At 64.2% G+C, this 20,289-nt stretch carries 16 protein-coding genes; 9 read left to right on the top strand and 7 right to left on the bottom strand.

The annotated features are described in order from the left end of the window. Positions 1–18: 18 nt before the first annotated feature. The 5 genes from xylB to XaFJ1_RS05665 form a co-directional block, all read right to left on the bottom strand. On the bottom strand, positions 19–1,512 hold the full coding sequence (gene xylB / locus XaFJ1_RS05685; protein WP_012915712.1) for a xylulokinase: 1,494 nt from the start codon (positions 1,510–1,512) through the stop codon (positions 19–21). 270 nt (positions 1,513–1,782) lie between these two features. After that, positions 1,783–4,674, bottom strand: a complete 2,892-nt coding sequence (locus XaFJ1_RS05680) for a TIM-barrel domain-containing protein (RefSeq protein ID WP_080929779.1) — start codon at positions 4,672–4,674, stop codon at positions 1,783–1,785. A 101-nt stretch (positions 4,675–4,775) separates the two neighbouring features. Beyond that, positions 4,776–6,701, bottom strand: coding sequence for a sialate O-acetylesterase (locus XaFJ1_RS05675; protein WP_012915710.1), 1,926 nt, complete (start codon positions 6,699–6,701; stop codon positions 4,776–4,778). Positions 6,702–6,892: 191 nt separating this feature from the next. Further along, on the bottom strand, positions 6,893–9,733 hold the full coding sequence (locus XaFJ1_RS05670; RefSeq protein WP_230596919.1) for a TonB-dependent receptor: 2,841 nt from the start codon (positions 9,731–9,733) through the stop codon (positions 6,893–6,895). A gap of 421 nt (positions 9,734–10,154) precedes the next feature. After that, on the bottom strand, positions 10,155–11,117 hold the full coding sequence (locus tag XaFJ1_RS05665) for a LysR substrate-binding domain-containing protein (protein ID WP_012915708.1): 963 nt from the start codon (positions 11,115–11,117) through the stop codon (positions 10,155–10,157). Between the two features lie 279 nt (positions 11,118–11,396). Here XaFJ1_RS05665 and XaFJ1_RS05660 point away from each other — a divergent pair, with 279 nt between their 5' ends. From XaFJ1_RS05660 to fdxA, 5 genes are all read left to right on the top strand, one after another. Then, entirely contained in the window at positions 11,397–12,017 is a 621-nt protein-coding gene (locus tag XaFJ1_RS05660) for a 2-dehydro-3-deoxy-6-phosphogalactonate aldolase (RefSeq protein ID WP_012915707.1), read from the top strand. Beyond that, the gene (gene dgoD / locus XaFJ1_RS05655) at positions 12,014–13,165 is read left to right on the top strand and encodes a galactonate dehydratase (RefSeq protein WP_012915706.1); all 1,152 of its coding nucleotides are present in this window, start codon (positions 12,014–12,016) and stop codon (positions 13,163–13,165) included. The genes XaFJ1_RS05660 and dgoD overlap by 4 nt, the downstream gene beginning before the upstream one ends. Positions 13,166–13,169: 4 nt before the next feature. Beyond that, on the top strand, positions 13,170–14,093 hold the full coding sequence (locus XaFJ1_RS05650; protein WP_012915705.1) for an SMP-30/gluconolactonase/LRE family protein: 924 nt from the start codon (positions 13,170–13,172) through the stop codon (positions 14,091–14,093). Further along, positions 14,090–14,989 carry a 2-dehydro-3-deoxygalactonokinase gene (locus tag XaFJ1_RS05645; RefSeq protein ID WP_012915704.1) on the top strand — a complete coding sequence of 300 codons (900 nt, stop codon included), beginning with the start codon at positions 14,090–14,092 and terminating at the stop codon, positions 14,987–14,989. The genes XaFJ1_RS05650 and XaFJ1_RS05645 overlap by 4 nt, the downstream gene beginning before the upstream one ends. 92 nt (positions 14,990–15,081) lie before the next feature. Continuing rightward, positions 15,082–15,405 carry a ferredoxin FdxA gene (gene fdxA / locus XaFJ1_RS05640; RefSeq protein ID WP_012915703.1) on the top strand — a complete coding sequence of 108 codons (324 nt, stop codon included), beginning with the start codon at positions 15,082–15,084 and terminating at the stop codon, positions 15,403–15,405. A 186-nt stretch (positions 15,406–15,591) separates the two neighbouring features. Here fdxA and XaFJ1_RS05635 read toward each other — a convergent pair whose 3' ends face one another. Together XaFJ1_RS05635 and dapA are read right to left on the bottom strand one after the other, a co-directional pair. Further along, the gene (locus XaFJ1_RS05635) at positions 15,592–16,110 is read right to left on the bottom strand and encodes a hypothetical protein (protein ID WP_012915702.1); all 519 of its coding nucleotides are present in this window, start codon (positions 16,108–16,110) and stop codon (positions 15,592–15,594) included. 17 nt (positions 16,111–16,127) lie between these two features. After that, a complete protein-coding gene (gene dapA, locus XaFJ1_RS05630; protein ID WP_012915701.1) occupies positions 16,128–17,036 on the bottom strand; it encodes a 4-hydroxy-tetrahydrodipicolinate synthase in 909 nt (302 codons plus the stop codon). 144 nt (positions 17,037–17,180) lie between these two features. On the opposite strand from dapA, the gene XaFJ1_RS05625 reads away from it, so the two are divergent. The 4 genes from XaFJ1_RS05625 to XaFJ1_RS05610 all read left to right on the top strand — a co-directional run bounded on the left by XaFJ1_RS05625 (position 17,181) and on the right by XaFJ1_RS05610 (position 20,268). Next, complete coding sequence (locus tag XaFJ1_RS05625; RefSeq protein WP_104629953.1) at positions 17,181–17,756, top strand: glycine cleavage system transcriptional repressor; 576 nt, start codon at positions 17,181–17,183, stop codon at positions 17,754–17,756. 61 nt (positions 17,757–17,817) lie between these two features. Next, entirely contained in the window at positions 17,818–18,297 is a 480-nt protein-coding gene (locus XaFJ1_RS05620) for a peroxiredoxin (protein ID WP_012915699.1), read from the top strand. An 82-nt stretch (positions 18,298–18,379) separates the two neighbouring features. Next, positions 18,380–19,780: a PhoH family protein gene (locus XaFJ1_RS05615; RefSeq protein WP_012915698.1), complete on the top strand. Its 1,401-nt coding sequence runs from the start codon at positions 18,380–18,382 to the stop codon at positions 19,778–19,780. 38 nt (positions 19,781–19,818) lie between these two features. Continuing rightward, on the top strand, positions 19,819–20,268 hold the full coding sequence (locus XaFJ1_RS05610; protein WP_045757233.1) for an ABC transporter C-terminal domain-containing protein: 450 nt from the start codon (positions 19,819–19,821) through the stop codon (positions 20,266–20,268). The last annotated feature ends 21 nt before the right edge of the window (positions 20,269–20,289 follow it).

Here is a 20,289-nt window from a genome sequence, read left to right as displayed (position 1 = left end):
ATGACGTGGGAAAAAGGATCAACCGGCGTAAAGCGGGCCGATGGCCTGCAGATGCTGCGCGAAAGTACGGTAATGCGCCTGGTACTGTTCGCCGCGTTGCGCATCCGGCTGCGCGGAGAGCGCAGCATCGTCCTGTTGATGCTGCAGCACGACCTCGGCCAGGCTGGCGCGCTCGCCTTGGGCGTGGGCATCGGCCCACAGCGCCTGCAGGGCGGCGCCGAACGCGGCCCCCTCGGCCTGCGCCGGCACATGCACCGGCAGCGCGAACAGATCGGCGATGAGCTGACGCCAACCGGCGCTCTTGCTGCCACCGCCGGTGACGTAGATCGAATCGAAACGCAGGCCGGCATCGACAAACGCATCGAAGCCGTTGCGCAAGCTGTAACTGGCCCCCTCCATCGCCGCGCGATAAAAATGCGCCGGCGTGGTGTTGTGCAGATCCATGCCGGTCAGGCAACCACGCGCCGCCGGTAGATTGGGGGTGCGCTCGCCGTTGAAGAACGGCAGCAGCACCAAGCCACCGGCGCCGGGCGCAGTGGCGTCGAGCAAGGCCTCGCCCTGCCCGGTCTTGATCCCGAACAGACGTGCGATGGTCTCGGTGGCAACGGTGCAATTCATGGTGCAGATCAGCGGCAACCAGCCACCACTGGAGGAGCAGAACGCGGCCCAACGCGCATCGGCATCCACCACCGGGCGGTCGGCGTAAGCGAACAGGGTGCCGGAGGTGCCCAGGCTCATGGTGAGACGTCCAGGTACGACATTACCGGTGCCGATCGCGGCCATCATGTTGTCGCCGCCACCGGTGGCCACGCGAACCTCGCGCGGCAATCCCAGTGCCTGCGCCGCCGTGGCGGACAGGGCGAATGTGGTCTCGGTGGGCACCAACGGCGGCAGCGCCGCGGCCAGATCGCGCTGCGGATCGATCGCCTGCAACAGCGGCGCCGACCACTGCCGACGGCGCACATCCAGCCAGCCGCTGCCGGACGCATCGCCGAACTCGGTGTAACGCTCACCGGTGAGCCAGAAGTTGACGTAGTCGTGCGGCAACAGCACCGAGGTCATCGCGGCATAGGCCGGGTGACGGTGCTTGCGCGTCCACGGCAGCTTGGAAGCGGTGTAGCCGGCCAGGATCGGGTTACCGGCCAACTCCACGCAGCGCTGCGCACCACCGACCGCCTGCATGATCTCCTCGCACTCGCGCTGGGTACTGGTATCGCACCACAGCTTGACCGGCGCGGTGACCTGCCCCTGCGCGTCCAGCGGCACGAAGCCATGCTGCTGACCGGAGACCGCGATCGCCCGAACCTGCGCACGGCGTTCGGCGCCAAGGGCGGCAAAGCAGGCGAGGATGCCGTCGATCCACCACTGCGCCTCTTGTTCGCGGGTGCCATCGTCGCGACTGATGAGCTCCAGCGTATGTCCGTGCATGGCGACCACACGACGACTGTCCGCATCATAGGCGAGCAGTTTGACGCTCTGAGTGCCCACATCCAGACCGATATACAGGCTCATCGCCGCACCCGCCGCTCGTTGCACACACACAGATCCATCGTCGCTCCAGGAGAAAAAGCGGCAGCAGGGGGCTGGCCACCATCGACACAGTGTAGTCCGCCCGACGCCGGTTGCTCAGCCCCACCGACATCGGGCACGCATCGCTTCAGGTTGCCATCGTGCCTATGATCGACGTTGCAGTGAGTGCGAAGCCCGTTGGAGCGCATTGAAACAAGGCCTGCACCGCCGTCTCAGCGCACTGCAGACGGCTTCGCGCCGGGTTGACCGAGATCAGCGCGGCGCATCAGACGAAAGGACAGGCTTTGCCACACGCACAGCCTGGCCGTGGTACTGCACTTGGATGTCGGCCATGGGCTCAAGTGCGCCAGCATCGGCACGTGGGCCATCGACGAAGCGCACGTTGAAGCTGCGCCTAGTCTGCATGCCCGGCCAGCGGCCCACGCGCGCCCCGATGGTCAACACGCCTGTACGCTGGTCCCAGGCCAATGGAATCCGGCTGAATTCGCCCTGCTCGTAGCCATAGCCCTTGCCATCGTCCTCGTACAGCGAGAAACGGCCGTCGGTGCCGGTATAGACCACGAGGGTCAGCGGCGCATCCGGCGTTTCGTCGACATACTGCTGCACATGCGCGGTCGGCACGATCGCGCCGGCGCGCACGAACAACGGCATGCGCTCCAGCGGCGCGGCCGCCTCGATGGTCTGGCCACCGTCGTAGCGCTTGCCGCTGTTGAAGTCGATCCAGCTGGTACCAGCAGGCAGGTACACCTGACGCGAGGTCGCGCCGAAACGGGTCACCGGCGCGACCAGGAACGCCGGCCCGAACAGGTACTGATCGTTGATGTCGGCGACCTTGGGATCGTCCGGAAAGTCCATCGGCAAACCGCGCATGATCACCCCGTCATGGTGGTAGGTATCGCCAGCGAGGGTGTAGATGTAGGGCAGCAAGGTGTAACGCAGACGACTGTAGTACGCCATGCTGGCGTAATACGGCGTGCCTTCCGGGGCAATGTTCCAGATCTCGCGGTACGGGAACTGCCCGTGCGAACGGAACAGCGGCACGAACGCGCCGAACTGGAACCAACGCGTATTGAGTTCGCGCCATTCCGGCAGATGCGCCGGATCCTGGTGCTCATAACGCGTCTCCACCGCAAAACCGCCGATGTCGAAAGTCCAGTTCGGCAGGCCCGACATCGACAGGTTGACGCCGGCGGAAATTTGCTCGCGCAGATCGTCCCAGCGCGATGCGATGTCGCCGCTCCACACCGCCACCGCATTGCGCTGCGTGCCGGCGTAGCCCTTGCGCGAGAGGATGAATACGCGTTTGCCGTCGGCGGCACGGTCGCCGACGTAGACGCCGTGGGTATGCGGCAACGGATAGGAATTGAAGAACTCCGTCGAAGGCCCCAGCGCGGTCGGCGTGGTACGGGCCTTGCGCTCGGCGATGTCCAGGTTGGAATGCACATCGGGTTCGTCGGCGTCCAGCCACCAGGCGTCGAAGCCCTTGCGGTTGAGCGTCTCCTCGATCTGGCGCCAGTAGATCGCCTGCGCCTGCGCCGCGTATGGATCGTAGAAGGCATTTTTGTAGCCCTTGCCGATCCAGTCGCGTTCACCGACCTGGACATTGCGTCTGTAGATGTAGCCGGCCGCATCCAGTTCTTTGTAGTGGGCGGTACTCGGATAGAACTTGGGCCATACCGAGATCATGATCTGCGCGTGCAGGTCGTGCACCATCTTGACCATGCCATCGGGATCTGGAAAACGGCTCTTGTCGAAGGTGTGTGCCCCCCAGGCATCCTCGGGCCAGTACGACCAGTCCTGCACGATGTTGTCGATGGGCAACCTGCGTCGGCGATACTCCGCCAGTACCGCGAGCAATTCGTCCTGGCGCTTGTAGCGTTCGCGGCTCTGCCAAAACCCGTAGGCCCACTTCGGCAGCAGCACCGCCTTGCCGGTGAGCGCACGGTAACCGGCGATGACTTGATCGGCGTTGTCGCCGGCAACGACGTAGTAGTCGATCATCTGCCCGACCTCGGACCACAGCGATAGATCCTTGGCCTCGGCAGCAGGCAAGGGATCGCGATGCAGCAGGGCGATGTAGCTGGGATCGATCAGGCTCCATTCCAGCTTCAGCGTATGCCGCTGGCCTGGCTGCAGGTGCAACGCGAATTCGTGATGCCAGGGATTCCAGTTCTGTCGCCAGCGGTCGAGCACCAGCCTGCCGTCGATCCACAGCTTGGTGTATTCGCTGGCATACAGCGAGAACGTATGCTCGCCGCCCCTGCGGGCTTCGAACGCGCCCTCCCAGACCACCTGCATGCGGCGCGCGTCGCCGGGCTTGGCCTGTTTCGGAAACTTGGCGAGGTCTTTGATGTACTGGTAGTCGATCTCGTTCTCGCGGCGTTCCAGCACCGGCTTGCCGTCGAGCGCATAGCGCGCCGTCAACGCGCCGGGCTTGCCCTGCGCGTCGTACAGGGTCAGCGATGCCGGTAGCGGTTGCAGACCGCGCGGATCGCCCATGCGGGTGATCGCGTTGTTATCCCACAAAATGCCGTAGTGGCGGCTGGACAGCAAAAACGGCACCGCCATGTCCAGATTGCTCTGCAGCAGTTCGACGTTGTGCCCTTTCTGATTCATCCAGCCTTGCTGGTGCTGGCCGAAGCCATAAAAGGCCTCGTCGGCCGGCGAGGCGAAGCGCTGACGCACGCTGAAGTACGCCTTGCCCTCCACCATCAACGGGACGAAGCTGCGCCCACCCGGTACTTCGGACAACAACGGCCGGCCATGCGCATCGACAACACTGACGTGGCCATCGATCATGGAAACCCGCGCGCTCAATCTGGCGGTCCGGACCCACACCGCATCGCCCTGGCGCTCGAAACGAAAGCTGTTATCGCCCTGCACCGGCACGCGCATCAAACTCGACGTGCGTTGGAAGGTGCCATGTGGATCGGCGCTGACCCGCAACAGATTGCTGTCCACCACCTGCAGCCGAACCGGCACGCTCCCCTCGGCGCTGGGCCGCACGATGATGCCATCGGCTTGCTGGGTCACCTGCTGCGCGAACGCGCTGTCGGCAACGCAAACACTCAACGCCAAAACCAAGGCGAATAGACGCCGCAGATGCATCATCGTCCAGCGAACGGTATGGGTGGAAATGTGCATCATCGTTCCTTCCCTTCACGCAAGTCTGCAACTGCAACAGACGCCGGCAACCAGCACATCATGCTGGCTGCTGGGTAAAAAGCGCAGGCAAGCACCGCAGCTCACCAGGTATCGGTACGGAACGGAGACACCGGCAATTGCTCGCGGTTAACAAGGTTGGCGTCGACCGGGTTCTCGCTCCAGGCGTAACGCACCGCCTGCGGCTGCGGCACCGCCGCGCTGCGCACCAGCACGTGGTCGCCCTCGATGCGCGCTTGCGCAGGATGAAAACGGCGATCGGCCCCGGCAATAGCAAAACCATGCAATTCCCCGCCACCGCGTACCGCCAGCGCGCTGCCCAGCAGATCGAAACGCAGCCTCGCCTGGCCGTGATCGAAGTGAGCATCGGCCAGCACCGGCGCCGTGTAGATCAACGTTTCACCGTAGGCGACGTGGCGCGCGGCAAGCGCCAGACGATGGCCGACATCCTGCTTGTCGGGGGGATGGATGTCGCCAGGCGTGCCGATATCGATGGTCACCACCTGCGCCGTCGCCGGCAGCGCCAGCGCTTTGGACTGCGACTCGCGCAGCAGCGCCCATGGACTCAGGTCGTCCGTGTCGGCACCAGCGCGGAAATTGGCCAGTTGCACCCACAGGAAGGGTAATTGCGGCTGCCCGCGTTCCTCGCGCCAGTGCCGGATCATCGCGGCGAACTGTTCGCGATAACGCAGCGCGCCGAGCGCGGTGGCATTGCTCTCGCCCTGGTACCAGATCACGCCTCGCACCGGAAACGGCTGCAACGGATGGATCATCGCGTTGTAGAGCAGCGTCGGCTCATGGTTCTTGTCATCGTTCAAGTTCACCGTGACCTTGGCCGGACGGAACTTCCAGCCCTGCAATGGGCGTCTGGCGCCACCGGCGACTTCGACGAAGCGCTCGCTGTCCTCGCCATGCAGACCACCGCCGCCGCCGAGATCGGTCACCTGCACCGCAATCCGGTTGACGCCCGGCTTCAGCACCGTCGCCGGCACTGGATACACGCGCGCCTGATTCCAGCGATTCTCGGTGCTGCCGACCTGCTGGCCATTGACATAGGTCACATCGGAGTCGTCAACCTTGCCCACGCCCAGCACAATACCGGCCTTGGCTTCGGCGGCGCTGAGGGTAAAGGAGGTGCGATACCAGGCGATGCCATCCATGCCCTCGTAACCGCTACTTTCCCACGTGCGCTCGACCGGAATGCTGTCCCACTGACTGTCGTCCAGGTCGGCCGCGCGCCACGCCTTCGCGCTGTCCTGCACCGCCGGCCAGCGCGCGATGCGCTGACGCACCGCGACCAAGGTGCGCGCGTCCTTGGCCTGCTGCTCGGCTTGGCGCCGCGCACTCTGCGCCGCGTCGATATCCAGCGCCGACCGGTCCATCCATGCCTCGATGGCACTGCCGCTCCACGTGCTGTCGATGATGCCTATTGGCACGCCAATCTGCTCGCGCAGCTCACGCGCGAAAAAATAAGCTACTGCGGAAAACGCGTGGGCATGCTCCGGCGTGGTGGCTTGCCATGTTCCGCCGGTCAAGCGCGGCTGCGGCTGCGGCGACCAGGTATGCGGCACTTTGAAATCGCGCAACTGCGAGTCCGTCGCAGCCGCGACTTCTCGCGCACCGTCGCGGGCCATCACCAGCGGCATTTCCATATTGGACTGACCGCTGGCCAGCCAAACATCGCCGATCAACACATCGCCGATACGCTGCCGGCTGCCGTCACCCTGCACCTCCAGCACATAGGGACCGCCCGCCGCATGCGCCGGCAACTGTGCCTGCCAGCGTCCATCCGGCGCAGCGACCGCGTTCGCCTGCGCATCGTCCAGGCGCACCTGAATACGCGCCCCCGGGGTGGCCCATCCCCACACTGGTATTGGCACATCGCGCTGCAACACCGCACCCTCGGTGAACAGCAAGGGCAACTGCAACGCGGCCGCCGCCGGCCACGACAACGCTGCCATCGCCAACAGAGTCAGCCAGCGAACGGAGGAAAACCTGGAAACGGGCATGGTGTGGATCCTAGAGCGTGTTATTTAGATTGAAATACGTGCGAAACCGTGGATTACATTGCGACAAGGCGTGCGCCTTGCCCAGGCTATTGCCGCCAGGGCAAGGCGCGCACCACCGTTTCGGCGCACTCCAGATCACGTCCCGCGAGGTTGGCCGTCAGCGGCCCGCTACACCCACGGCAGGATCGCCACTACCAATTGGCGCGCAGCACCAGCGAATAGCGACGGTCGTTGACGAACCAACTGCGGGTGTACAAGTGTGGATCGACCTCGCCGTCACTATAGGACGTCGGCCCCATCAGCACCTTGGTCACCGTATTGGTGAGGTTGTTGGCCTGCACTCCCAGTTGCAGGTGCGGCGTGAATCGATAGAACAAGGAGGCATCCAGTTGCCCGAAATCGTCCGACCACGCCGGCAACTTGGTGATGACGTCGCTGGCGGTCAACAGGTAGCGCGAGCGCCAGTTGTAGGCCAGACGAACCGACAACGGTCCTTTCTCGTAGATGCCGGCCAGGTTGTAGCTACGCCGCGACAACCCTTCCAACGGCAGGCGCACGCCGGTAACGGTCGTCTTGGTGTAGGGATCGGTCGCAGTATTGACCCCGCCGTTGCTATCGACGAAGGTAAAATTAGCATTGACGCCAAAGCCGCTCATCCAGCCCGGCAGGAAATCGAAGAACTGGGTATAACCATATTCGAAGCCGCCGATGTGGCCCTTGTCCATGTTGTAGGGACGCGTCACCAGCCACGGCTGGCCGTTGTAGATCTCGGTGACGGTCTGATTGGAGAAGTAGTCCCTGACGTCTTTATAGAACAACGTCAGATACATCATGTCGCTCTTGCCGAAATACCATTCCAGCGCGGTGTCGTACTGGTTGGCCTTCATCGGTTTCAGGTTCGGGTTGCCGGCGGTGCCGGTCCATTGGGTCACCACGCCATCTTGGATCGTCGCGGCGAGCAACAGATACGGTTGTAGCTGGCTGTAATCCGGACGCGCGATGGCCTTGGAGGCGGCAATGCGCCACTGCAGCGCGTCGGAGAACTTGAAACGCATATTGAAGCTTGGCAATACGTTGGTGTAGCTCCCCTTGGCATTATTGGGGAAATACTGACCGGTGTACTCCGCCGCCAATGCGGCCGAGGAAGTACTCGCAGACAGATCGGGAAATTGCCCGTAGCCGGTGGCACTGGTCTTGGTCTGCACCACACGCACGCCGACATTGCCGTCCACCGGGACACCCAAAGCCGTATCGTTGCCGAAGTACAGCATCATGTACGCGGCCTGGGTACGCTCGAACTGGCGATTGATATCCTGCAACTGGTAATGCTCCGGCGACCAGCCGGTGCCGCGCAATGCGACGATCTGCTCGATCAGCTTGGTGGTGCCGGCATAGTCCTTGACCGCCGCGTCGCTGGGGAAATACAACTGTTTTGGCACGTTCACCTTGCCCCGGAACAGGTTCGACAAGGTGTACCAAGACGAGGATTGGGTCATGTAATCGGCCAGATCAGCCAGCCCGGTGGCCGTGCCGGGAATGGGCGCCCAATTGTCGGAAATCACGCCCCAGTTGTAGCGGGTGTTCTTGTTGGTCTGGGTACGGGAAGTGCCGCGAATGCCGGCACGGAAACTGCGCAACCACGGATTATCGTCGTAGCTGTAGTCCAGATCGAAGCGTGTGGCCAGCTCCCTGCCACTGTTCTGCCCCAGGTGATCCATCGCCGCGCTCCAGAAATAATTGGCAGGAGCGGAGAGATAACTGGGATTGGCAAGCGTCACCGACGGGTAACTGCCGCTCAGATCGAAGGTCAGGCCCGGCATGTAGATCGAATCGAACAGAGTGAAATCCAGCGCATCGCTGTGCGACTGCACCAATTGCATGTCGCCGCGCAGGTTCAAGCGGTCGGTCAGGCGTTGGGTGAAACCACCGGACAGGTCCGCGGTCGTGGTGGTCTGCTGCGCGTAGCGATTCTGGGTATAGAAGCGCACGCCGTCATTGCCGGTAATATTGCCGCGCGAGGAACTGGACACCGGCTCCCCACTGACGAAGCGGCCTTCATCGTTGTAGGTGAACATGGTTCCCGGCGCAGGACCGACCGCATTGCTCTGATCGTTGAAGAACGCCGCGTGCTCCTGCCAGTTCATGTCGTACGTCGAACGCAAGTACTGCACATAGATGTCGGTGTCATCACTGGGTCGCCACTGGAATGCAGCCGCAATGCCCTTGCGCTTGCGTTCGGAATCCATTTGCCGCCAATTGACCCCACCCGGCACATAGACCTTGGAAAAATTGGTCCCAGCCAGCAGCGCCGGATCGGTGCGGCGCACGAACGGTTCGACCTGGACGCCATCGCTACGCGTGGCCATCGACGAATACGCCGCATCCAACATCAACCCCATTTCGCCCAGGTCAGTGTTCCAGCGGTTACTGAACAGGAACGAGCCAGACGGCTTGTAAGTCTTGCTGAGGTCGCCGTAGTTGGCGTCGGCGTTGAAAGCGATGCTCCGGCCCGACTGGTCGAACGGCATGCGCGTACGCAGGTTGACCGTGCCGCCGAGTCCGCCTTCGATGATTTCTGCCGATGGATTCTTGTAGACGTCCACACCGGCCATCAGTTCGGCCGGGACGTCCTCGAAGCTTAGGCCACGGCCGCTGGCGGCGCTGAAGCTATCGCGACCATTGAGCTCGCCGCGGACCTGGGTCATGCCGCGGATCATCACTCCGCTGCCTTCGGCGGAGAAATGGTCAGGATCGTTGCGCGCCATGAAGTGATCGATGGTCACACCGCTGACCCGCTGCAGGCTTTCGGTCACGCTGCGGTCGGGTAACGCACCGATATCCTCGGCGCTGACCGAATCGACGACCTGTTCGGCATCGTGTTTGATCGACTGCGATTTGATCAAACTGCCACGCACGCCTTTGACTTGCACCGTATCGAGTTCGGTGACGGACGCATTTTTTTTATTGCCGCTATCCTCGGCCTGCTGTGCCAGTGCCTGAGCACTGAGCAATAAACCGATACTTACAGCGATGACGGAGCGGGCCAGAATGTGCGTTGCACATGGCCGTGCGGTCGGCCGAGCCGAACCGCGTGGGTACTGCGATGACATGACGAATCCCTCCCAGGAAACACGCACACCGACACAGGCGACGGATGCGCGCGAACGCCCCGTCAGATAAGTTGTAAAGATACAAAGCGTGACAAAAAGCACATCGGATCGATCACCACACGCGCGCCGCACACGGCGCTCACCCCCGTTAATCGCAATCGCGATGGAGCGAGACTAGGAACGAACCCCCAAACGAACAAATGAAAGTTTCAGGATGAGCTATGTGCGTTTGGACTATCTGAACCGACACGTGCACCTCGCCCGCACCCACGCTGTCTCCACGCACAGGCACGTCTCCGGTACCGTGCGCGACGATCCGCGCCCGCAAGCAGCGCGACACGGCTCACGCCAGCGATACATGCTCCGGATACAAACGCTTGGCCGCGTTGCGCAACGCCAACAACACGCGCTCGGCGCCCGGCGGCAGCAGATAATCGCGACGACGGATGATCCCGAACGACTCCATGCGCACGCCCAGCGCAATCGGTAGCACCGTCAGCAGTTTGGCCTGCACGTAGGGCGCCACCGCCTCCGCCGGCAACGCGGCCAGTAGATCGCTGCCACGCAGCAAACTGGTCATTACCGGCAACGACGAGGTTTCGATCACGTTCTGCGGCACCGGCACCGCGTGTTCCAGAAACATCGCATCCAGGCGTGCGCGCAACACGCTGTCCAGCGGCGGCAACACCCAGCCGTACCGCGCCAAGTCGGCATGACGCAGCTCCGCGCGGGCGGATAACGGATGACCGGCACGCACCACCACCGAATGCGGCTCGTCCGCCAACGGCTCGAAGTCCAGTTCCTCGCCACCGTATGGGCCCAGGATGCGACCGATCACGATATCGAGCTGACCATCCAGCAGCCTGGCCACCAGCGGCCGGCTGTAATCCATCTCCACCCGTACCAGGATGCCCGGAAACTCGCGCTTGACCTCGATGATCGCCTGCGGCACCAAATTGGTCCCTGGGTTGACCACCGTGCCGATCAAAACCTGACCCACGCGCCCCTGGCACAACGCGGCGATCTCCTCGTGGGCACGGCCGATCTCCGACATCGCCGCGCGGGCGCGGCGGATCAGCACCTGCCCATAAGAGGTCGGCTCCACCCCACGCGCATGCCGCTCGAACAGCCGCACCCCCAACAAGTCTTCCATCTCCGCCAGCAGCTTGGATGCCGCCGGCTGGGTCATGCTCGCCGCCTCGGCGGCGCGCAACACGGAACGGTGCTCGTGCAACTGCAGCAACAGCAGCAGATGCCGGGTCTTCAAGCGCGACGCATTGAACCAGGGGTTGGTGGAAGCGATCATCGTGGACGAACATCCTGAACGTGAGATTTTGTATTCGCAAGGAGAATAGAATATGCCTAAAATTTCATTTGCAGCACATAGCTCGCACGCGCACGCTAATCACTCGCGGCGGCTCTTGTCGCAGTGCCGTTGCACCGCGTGCTCACGACCGACGGATCCGTTTGCGGGTCAACGTCAACGCGGATGCGCTGGACGCCCTGCACATTGCGGTATCGATGGCTCGTCCCTTCTCTGACCCGATCGCGGCGCACGCCGTGTATTCCCCTGCCAGGTAAGCCGATGTCCGCCACCTCCGTGTTCCAACTCCCCCTGATTGCGATCCTGCGCGGCCTCACACCCGAGGACGCGCTGGCGCACGTCGGCACGCTGGTCGACACCGGTTACGACGCGATCGAGATCCCGCTCAATTCACCAGGCTGGGCCGACAGCATCGGCTCCGTAGCGCAGGCGTTCGGCCAGCGTTGCTGGATCGGCGGCGGCACGGTGCTGCACACCGACGACGTCGACACCCTCGCCGAACTGGGCGCGCGCTTCATCGTCACCCCCAACACCTGCCCAGCGCTGATCCGTCATGCACTGACGCGCGGCCTGCAGGTGGTGGCCGGCTTCGCCACCGCGACCGAGGCGTTCGCCGCCCTGGACGCCGGCGCACAGATGCTCAAACTGTTCCCCGCCGCCACCTATGGCCCCGGCCATGTGCGCGCATTGCGTGCGGTGCTGCCGGCGCAGGTGCCGGTGTTCGTGGTCGGTGGCGTCACCATCGACACCCTGCACGACTACCTCGCCGCTGGCGCGATCGGCGCCGGCATCGGCGGCGAACTATATCGACCTGGGCAGGCGCTCGCGCAGACTCAGGCACATGCTGCCGCCTTCCGCCACGCCTATCTGGATCGCGCATGAAAATCGTCCGCCTCACCACCTACCACGCGGCGCCGCGCTGGCTGTTTTTGAAGGTCGAAACCGACGAAGGCATTACCGGCTGGGGCGAACCGGTCATCGAGGGCCGCGCACGCAGCGTCGAGACCGCGGTACACGAACTCAGCGGCTATTTGATCGGGAAGGATCCGGCGCGGATCAACGATCTGTGGCAGCTGCTTTATCGCAGCGGCTTCTATCGCGGCGGCCCGATCCTGATGAGCGCCATCGCGGGGATCGACCAGGCCTTGTGGGACATCAAGGGCAAAACACTCGGCGTGCCGGTCTACGAACTGCTGGGCGGGCTGGTGCGCGAGCGCATGAAGACCTACCGCTGGGTCGGCGGCGACCGCCCCGCCGCGACCATTGCGCAGATCCAGAACTACCGCGACCTCGGTTTCGACACGTTCAAATTCAACGGTACCGAGGAAATGAAGCTAATCGACGGACCACGTGCGGTCGACGCGGCGATCGCCAAGGTCGCACAGATCCGCGAGGCCTTCGGCACCTGCATCGACTTCGGGATCGATTTCCATGGCCGGGTCGCCGCACCGATGGCGCGTGTGCTGCTGCGCGAGCTGGAACCGTTCAAGCCACTCTTCGTCGAAGAGCCGGTGCTGCCGGAACTCGCCGAGTACTACCCGCGCCTGGCCGCCGCCACACCGATCCCACTGGCTGCGGGCGAGCGCATGTTCTCGCGCTTCGACTTCAAGCCGGTACTGCAGGCCGGTGGCCTGTCGCTGTTGCAACCGGATCTGTCGCACGCCGGCGGCATTACCGAATGCCTGAAGATCGCCAGCATGGCCGAGGCCTACGACGTCGGCCTGGCCCCGCACTGCCCGCTCGGCCCGGTCGCCCTGGCCGCCTGCCTGCAGGTCGACTTCGTCTCGCACAACGCGGTGCTACAGGAACAGAGCATCGGCATCCACTACAACGAAGGCGCCGACCTGCTCGACTACGTGCTCAACAAGGACGACTTCGCCTGCGACGCTAGCGGCAGCATCGCCGCATTGCCCAAACCGGGCCTGGGCGTGGAAATCGACGAAGAACGCCTGCGCCATGCCAGCGCCAATCCACCCGACTGGCACAACCCGGTCTGGCGCCACGCCGACGGTAGCATCGCCGAATGGTGATTCCATGAACGCACACGCCTCTGCCCAAGATAGCGCGACGCTGGCCGTGGATAGCCGCTGCGCGCACGGCGAAAGCATCCTGTGGTGCGAGCATCGCCAGGTGCTGTTCTGGGTCGACATCACTGGCCGCCGATTGTGGCGGCACGCCCCGGCCAGCGGCGCGACCCGGCACTGGGATCTACCCGACCGTCCCGGCTGTCTGGGCCTGTTCGACGATGGTCGGCTGCTGCTGGCGATGGTCAAGGGCGTGTACGCCGCCGACCCGGATGCGGCCACCGACACGGCCAGCATCTTGTCGCTGCAACAACTCGCCGAACTCGAACCCGAGCGCGACGATACTCGCAGCAACGATGGCCGCAGCGACCGCCACGGCAACTTCGTGTTCGGCACCATGAGCGAGCGCGCTGATCGAGCGCCGGTCGGCAGCTTCTACCAATGGTCCGCGCGCCACGGCCTACGCCGATTGCCCTTGCCCGGCGTGGCCATTCCCAACGCCATCTGCTTCAGCGCCGATGGCCGCACCATGTATTACTGCGATTCGGTGCACCCGCGCATCCTGTGCTGCGACTACGACGCCGCCAGCGCCCACACCAGCAACAGCCGTATATTCGTCGAACTAGAGCGCGACGGCGGCGAGCCGGACGGCGCCATCGTCGATGCCGAAGGCCATGTGTGGAACGCGCAATGGCGCGCCTGGCAGGTGGTGCGCTACCGCCCCGATGGCAGCATCGAGCGGCGTGTCGCACTGCCGGTCAAGCATCCCAGTTGTCCCGCACTGGGTGGCGCCGACGGCACCACGCTGTACCTGAGCACCTCGCGTCAGGACCACAGCGAGGCCGAACTGGCGCGCACACCGCAGGCCGGTGGCGTGTTCATGGCCGCGGTCGGCATTGCCGGCCTGCCCGAAGGACGCATCGCCAGCACATGATCGTCGTCGATTGGGGGACCAGCAGCCTGCGCGGCTATCGGCTCGACGCCGATGGCGGCATCCTCGAACAGCGCCGCAGCGACCAGGGCATCGCGGTCTGCCAAGGCCATTTCGCCGCGACCCTGGCCGCACTCATCGACAGCTGGCCGGGCGACGTCGTGCTCTGCGGCATGATCGGCAGCCGCAATGGCTGGATCGAACTACCCTACGCACCCTGCCCCGCCGACACCGCCGCGCTGGCTAAGGCGATGCGCTCGCTGCGGGACCCGGCACTGCCCGGACGCACGCTGTGGTTCGTGCCCGGCGTCGCCAGCACGAATGCCCCCGTACCGGACGTGATGCGCGGCGAGGAAACCCAATTGATCGGCCTGCTCGACGCCCTGGCGCAGGAGCGACAGGAGAGCGCCCACCACACCGTTTGCCTGCCTGGCACCCACAGCAAATGGGTCGACCTGGAACACGGCCGCATCGCCGCCCTGGCGACGATGATGACCGGCGAACTCTACGCACTGCTGCGCCAACACAGCCTGCTGGCGCGGTTGATGGAAAGCGACGACGCCAGCTTCGATGCGCCCGGCTTCGCCGCCGGCGTGCAGCGCAGCGGCGACCCCGGGGGATTACTACATCATCTGTTCGGCGTGCGCAGCCTGGGCCTGTTCGAACGCCTGAGCGCGGCAGCAGCGCCCTCGTACCTGTCCGGGCTGCTGATCGGCCACGAACTGCGCGCACGCCTGCCGCTTGCGCCGGTGGTGCATCTAGTCGGCGGCAGTAGCCTGCTGACGCGCTACGCGCACGCCTTGCGCGCACTCGGCAGCAGCGTCCACACCCACCCGGAGGATCTGGCCGCACGCGGGCTGTACCGGCTGGCGCGGCAGCACGGCGGTATCGCCAGTTGATCGGCGCTCGTCGAGCACGCGGCTACGGCCCCATTCTCCACTCCACGACATCGACTGTTTTAGAATTGCACAGTTAATACCCGGATCGAACCATGCCTTTCGTCGTCACCGAAAACTGCATCAAATGCAAATACACCGACTGCGTGGAGGTGTGCCCCGTAGACTGTTTCCACGCCGGTCCGAACTTCCTGGTGATCGATCCGGACGAGTGCATCGATTGCACCCTGTGCGAACCGGAATGCCCGGCCAACGCCATCTATCCGGAGGATGACGTGCCGGCTGGCCAGGAGGCTTTCGTCGCGTTGAACGCGGAACTGGCCAAAGCGTGGCCGGTCCTGACCACGCGCCAGGAACCGCTGGCCGACGCCGCCGAGTGGGACGGCAAGCCGAACAAGCTGTCGCTGCTGCAAAAGTAGGCCGCCCGCAACATGCGCGGCGGCTCCAGACACACGCCGGGCAGCGACCAGCAAGCGGCCCAGGAAAATCCGGTTACGACTGAGCCCTTCCGCAGACACAAAAACGAACGGGCGCCCTGCGGCGCCCGTTCGTTTTTTGGTGGCCGCAGCCGGCGCGAACGCCGTACTGCCAACGCCTGATCGGGTTCAATGGACGAGCTTGGCCTTCAACGCAGCGATAAGCTTGACCGGGGCCTCACCCGACATCGGCAGGCCACGCGCATCGACCGCCGAGACGGACACACCGGCGTCCACAGCCACCAGACGAATCAGGAAATTGCTGCCTTCATAGCCCACATCGTAGGAACCAAGCAGTTGCGCACTGCTGGCGATGGTGACACCCGGGATACCACCCAGCGCATCGCCGACCTGGCCGAACACCTGATCGCGCGTACCCGGCACCACAAAACCGCTGTTCGACGCGGCCGGCGCCTGGGCCGGCGCCGGGCGTTGGGCCGAAGCCAGCGCCGGGATCTTCATCGCCGCCGAGGTATCCGGCGCGGTCAGGTCAGGCGGGACTTCCAGCGGCCGCATGGCGGGCGGCAACAGGTAATCGCCACGCGGCTTGCCCTTGTGGAACCAGCTGCAACCGCTGGTGGCCGCGACCATGGTGGTCGCCAGAACGGCGGCCGATAGCACGCGGACGTAGGGAACGGAAGCACGCATCAATCAATCTCCTGGGGTCAGGCCGCGAGTGTTTCGCGGCTGGATAAATGTTCCAACGCGACGGCGTCGGCGGCGAGACGGTCGGCCGTGGCATGGTGCGCCGCCGACAAGGGCAGCAGCGGCAGCCGCAGGCCATGACCGATCCCGGCACGCTGCAACAGCGCTTTGACCGGAATCGGGTTGGATTCGATGCCGCAAAAAGCATGAAAGGGGCGCAGACGCGCATCCCAGGCCTGGGTCGGCTCGGCCTGCTGCGCCCGCGCCAGATCGCACAAATGGCGATAGGCACCCGGCAATGCATTGGATGCAACCGAAATCAGTCCGTCGAAGCCGCTCAGCATCGCCTGCGCAGCGCTACCGTCGTCACCGCTCAACACGGCAAAGTGCTCACTGCGCAAAGCCACGAGCGCGGCGATACGCTGCGGGTCGCTACTGGCCTCCTTGATGCCGACGATCGCGGGGTGCTGCGCCAGCCGTGCCACGGTCTCCGGCAGCAAATCGCAACCGGTGCGGCTTGGCACGTTGTACAGCACCACCGGCAGACCACCTTGCTCGGCCACTTGCGTGTAGTGCGCCAGCAAACCGGCCTGCGTCGGACGCACATAAGGCGGCGTCACCACCAGCGCGTACTGCGCACCGTTGGCCGCCGCGCGGCGAGTCAGCGCCACCGTCTTGGCGGTACCGGACAAGCCCGTCCCGGCCAGCACCGGCACGCGCCCACCGATGGCGCCGACCGCCTCGCGCATCAGCAGATCGTATTCATCGTCCAGCAGCGTGGCCGCTTCGCCGGTGGATCCCGCCACCACGACACCCTGCACGCCGCCCTCGAGCTGACGTTTGAGCAGCCGCTGCCAGGCGTCGAGGTCGAGATCGCCATTGCTCTGAAAGGGCGTGGCCAGAGCGGTGATGATGCCGGAGAAAGACAAGATGCCGGATGCTCGTTGGGAGATGAGGGCCGCGCGGCCTGCGCCGACGGGTTTCCAGTGCATGTTACTTGCGGCCCGAAAGCGCGGGCAAGTATGCTGCACCTCATGTCGGGCGACTGCCCTGACGCCGTTCAGCCATACGCAATGCCGGAAGCCCCTTTGACAGACACCACACCCAGGCCCGCGCCGACCGAAAACCACCTCCTGATCAACGCCTACACGACGCATCCGGAGTCACCATTATTGCAGGTCACACGTCGTATCACCGACAGCGGTTGCAATCTCGTCGATGCGCGTCTGGCCACTGTCGGGCGCGACGTGTCGGTGACCGCCCTGGCGACCGGTTCGTGGGACGCGGTGGCCAAGCTGGAAGCCATGCTCACCCGGCTCGACCGCGAGGAAGGCATGAAGCTGGTGTGGTACCGCACCGGCCCCAAACAGGCGCAGTCCAACCTGCTGCCCTACATCGTCGAGGTCATCGCCGCCGATAAACCGGGCATCCTGTTCCAGTTGGCCGATTTCTTCGACCGCCAGGGCATCACTATCGAAAACCTGCAAAGCACGCGCTACCGCGCAATGCAGACCGGTGCGGAGATGTTCTCGGCCCAGGTGACGATCGGAGTGCCGGCGAATATGCATATCGCTGCACTGCGCGACGACTTCCTGGAATTCTGCGACCACCTCAACCTGGACGCGATCATGGACCCGATGAAGTTCTGAGACGCGCTGGACAGCCACGCAACCGAACGCCGATGATGGCGATGCACGCGGAGGACACCCCATGAAGGATGGCGACACCCTGGATCGCAGCACGCTGACCTTGCCGCTGGCCCTGTCCGGCGGCGCCAGCGCCACGCTCGGCGACTATGCCGGCCGCTGGCTGGTCCTGTATTTCTATCCCAAGGACAGCACCCCCGGTTGCACCACCGAAGGGATCGATTTCAACGCGCTGTTACCGCAGTTCCAGAAAGCCGGGGCCGTGGTTCTAGGCGTGTCGCGCGACTCGGTGAAGTCGCACGACAACTTTTGCGACAAGCAAGGCTTCCGCTTCCCGTTGGTCAGCGATGCCGACGAGGCGCTGTGCCGCGCCTTCGACGTGATCAAGGAAAAGAACATGTACGGCCGTCAAGTGCTGGGGATCGAACGCAGCACCTTCCTCATCTCGCCCTCGGGCCAGGTGCTGCACAGCTGGCGCAAGGTCAAGGTTCCCGGCCACGCCCAGGCCGTTCTCGACGCACTGCAGACCGCCAGCCAGCAGTGACAACCCTGGTTCCCAGCACATCGCATCCCCCTGCCCCGCAGGCGGCGATGGTTTTTCCCTGCCCCTTTTCCAGGAATCCACGATGACCCGAGGCAAGCGCATCTACGTGTTGGATACCAATGTGCTCATGCACGATCCGACCGCGCTGTTCAAGTTCGAAGAACACGACGTGTTCCTGCCGATGCAGGTGATCGAGGAACTGGACAACGCCAAGAAAGGCATGTCCGAAGTCAGCCGCAACGCACGACAGGTCAGCCGCTTCCTCAACGAATTGATAGAAGGCGCCGGCGCCGAGCAGATCGCCTCCGGCATCCCGCTGAGCCACCCACAAGGCATCCAGCTCAAGAGCAACAGCAGCATCGGCCGGCTGTACTTCCAGATTCAGCCGGTCGAGCCCGGGCGCAGCTTCGGCAGCGTCGCCCCGGACAACAAGATTCTGGCCTCGGTGCTGGCGCTGTGCGAACAGCGCCCGGAAACGCCGGTGATCCTGGTCTCCAAGGACATCAACCTGCGGATCAAGGCGGCGATCAGCGGCCTGGTCGCCGAAGACTACGAGAACGACCGCGCGCTCGACGATTTCAGCCTGCTCTACACCGGCGCGATCGAACTGCCGGAGCATTTCTGGCAAAAACATAACCAGGACCTGCGCAGTTGGAGCGACAAGGGTCGCACCTGTTACGAAATTACGCTGGCCGCCGACGAGGACTGGTATCCGAACCAGTACCTGTATCTGCCCGGCGAGGACGAAGTGGAACTACGCGTGGTCAAGGTCAACGCCGAGCGCAAGGCCACGCTGGCGCTGGTGGACGACTTTCGCAGTGGTCAGCACGCGGTGTGGGGCGTTGCCGCGCGTAACCGCGAGCAGAACTTCGCGCTCAACGCCCTGATGGACCCGGAAATCGACTTCGTCACCCTGCTCGGCACCGCCGGCACCGGCAAGACCTTGCTGGCGCTGGCCGCCGGTCTTGCGCAGACCATGGACCAGCAGCGTTACCGCGAAATCATCATGACCCGCGCCACGGTCAGCGTCGGCGAAGATATCGGCTTCCTGCCCGGCACCGAGGAGGAAAAGATGACGCCATGGATGGGGGCACTGACCGACAACCTGGAAGTGCTCACGCACACCCAGGAAGGCGGCGCCTGGGGCCGCGCGGCGACCAACGACCTGCTCGCTAGCCGGATCAAGATCCGTTCGATGAACTTCATGCGTGGCCGCACGTTCCTGTCGCGCTATCTGATCTTGGACGAAGCGCAGAACCTGACGCCGAAGCAGATGAAAACGCTCATCACCCGTGCCGGCCCCGGCACCAAAATCGTCTGTCTGGGCAACGTCGAACAGATCGACACCCCCTATCTCACCGAAACCACCTCCGGTCTCACCTATGCGGTGGACCGCTTCAAAGCCTGGCCGCACAGCGCGCACATCACTCTGCGCCGTGGCGAGCGCTCGCGTCTGGCCGACTATGCCTCGGAGGTTCTGTGAGTACCGGGGGCGCACGCCTGAGCGGTGCGGCACTGGTCATGGCCTTGCTTGGCGCCTGCGCCACCGCACCCGGTCCGGCCAGCGTACCGACCGCGCTCAAAGTCGGGCAATCGTGGGTGGTCACGCGCAACAGCACCGCCGCGCAGGTGCTGGACACCTGCGCGCGCGACAGCCCGGCACACCACGACGGCGCGGTGAACGGCTATTGGATTCCGACGCCGGAACAGATCGCACAACTAGAAGCGCATCTGGCGCAACTACAGCCGCAGATCGCCGATCCATCGAGCTCCGATCACCAGTACGTAGGCATCGTGTATCACGGCAAGCAAGCGATCTACGTCAACGCTTTCGCCCCGGACGACAACCGCGATCGCAACCCCGCCATCGATGCGGTACGCACCTGCGGCGGCGGCGCCCGCTTCTGGGGCGCTGTCTACGATCCGGCTAGCGGCAGCTTCTCCGAAATCGCGGTCAACGGCGCCCACTAAGTTGGCAACTGGTATCCACCG

Source organism: Xanthomonas albilineans (assembly GCF_009931595.1).
GTDB classification, from domain to species: domain Bacteria; phylum Pseudomonadota; class Gammaproteobacteria; order Xanthomonadales; family Xanthomonadaceae; genus Xanthomonas_A; species Xanthomonas_A albilineans.
This window is presented reverse-complemented; position numbering and strand designations above follow the sequence as displayed.

What these genes read in the sequence shown, in the direction of transcription:
- XaFJ1_RS05665 (WP_012915708.1), bottom strand. Translation starts at nt 11,117, where the DNA reads ATGATCGCTTCCACCAACCCCTGGTTCAATGCGTCGCGCTTGAAGACC.
- fdxA (WP_012915703.1), top strand. Translation starts at nt 15,082, where the DNA reads ATGCCTTTCGTCGTCACCGAAAACTGCATCAAATGCAAATACACCGAC.
- XaFJ1_RS05615 (WP_012915698.1), top strand. Translation starts at nt 18,380, where the DNA reads ATGACCCGAGGCAAGCGCATCTACGTGTTGGATACCAATGTGCTCATG.
- dgoD (WP_012915706.1), top strand. Translation starts at nt 12,014, where the DNA reads ATGAAAATCGTCCGCCTCACCACCTACCACGCGGCGCCGCGCTGGCTG.
- XaFJ1_RS05625 (WP_104629953.1), top strand. Translation starts at nt 17,181, where the DNA reads ATGCCGGAAGCCCCTTTGACAGACACCACACCCAGGCCCGCGCCGACC.
- XaFJ1_RS05675 (WP_012915710.1), bottom strand. Translation starts at nt 6,701, where the DNA reads ATGCCCGTTTCCAGGTTTTCCTCCGTTCGCTGGCTGACTCTGTTGGCG.
- XaFJ1_RS05635 (WP_012915702.1), bottom strand. Translation starts at nt 16,110, where the DNA reads ATGCGTGCTTCCGTTCCCTACGTCCGCGTGCTATCGGCCGCCGTTCTG.
- XaFJ1_RS05610 (WP_045757233.1), top strand. Translation starts at nt 19,819, where the DNA reads ATGGCCTTGCTTGGCGCCTGCGCCACCGCACCCGGTCCGGCCAGCGTA.
- XaFJ1_RS05660 (WP_012915707.1), top strand. Translation starts at nt 11,397, where the DNA reads ATGTCCGCCACCTCCGTGTTCCAACTCCCCCTGATTGCGATCCTGCGC.
- XaFJ1_RS05620 (WP_012915699.1), top strand. Translation starts at nt 17,818, where the DNA reads ATGAAGGATGGCGACACCCTGGATCGCAGCACGCTGACCTTGCCGCTG.
- XaFJ1_RS05680 (WP_080929779.1), bottom strand. Translation starts at nt 4,674, where the DNA reads ATGCACATTTCCACCCATACCGTTCGCTGGACGATGATGCATCTGCGG.
- xylB (WP_012915712.1), bottom strand. Translation starts at nt 1,512, where the DNA reads ATGAGCCTGTATATCGGTCTGGATGTGGGCACTCAGAGCGTCAAACTG.
- XaFJ1_RS05650 (WP_012915705.1), top strand. Translation starts at nt 13,170, where the DNA reads ATGAACGCACACGCCTCTGCCCAAGATAGCGCGACGCTGGCCGTGGAT.
- XaFJ1_RS05645 (WP_012915704.1), top strand. Translation starts at nt 14,090, where the DNA reads ATGATCGTCGTCGATTGGGGGACCAGCAGCCTGCGCGGCTATCGGCTC.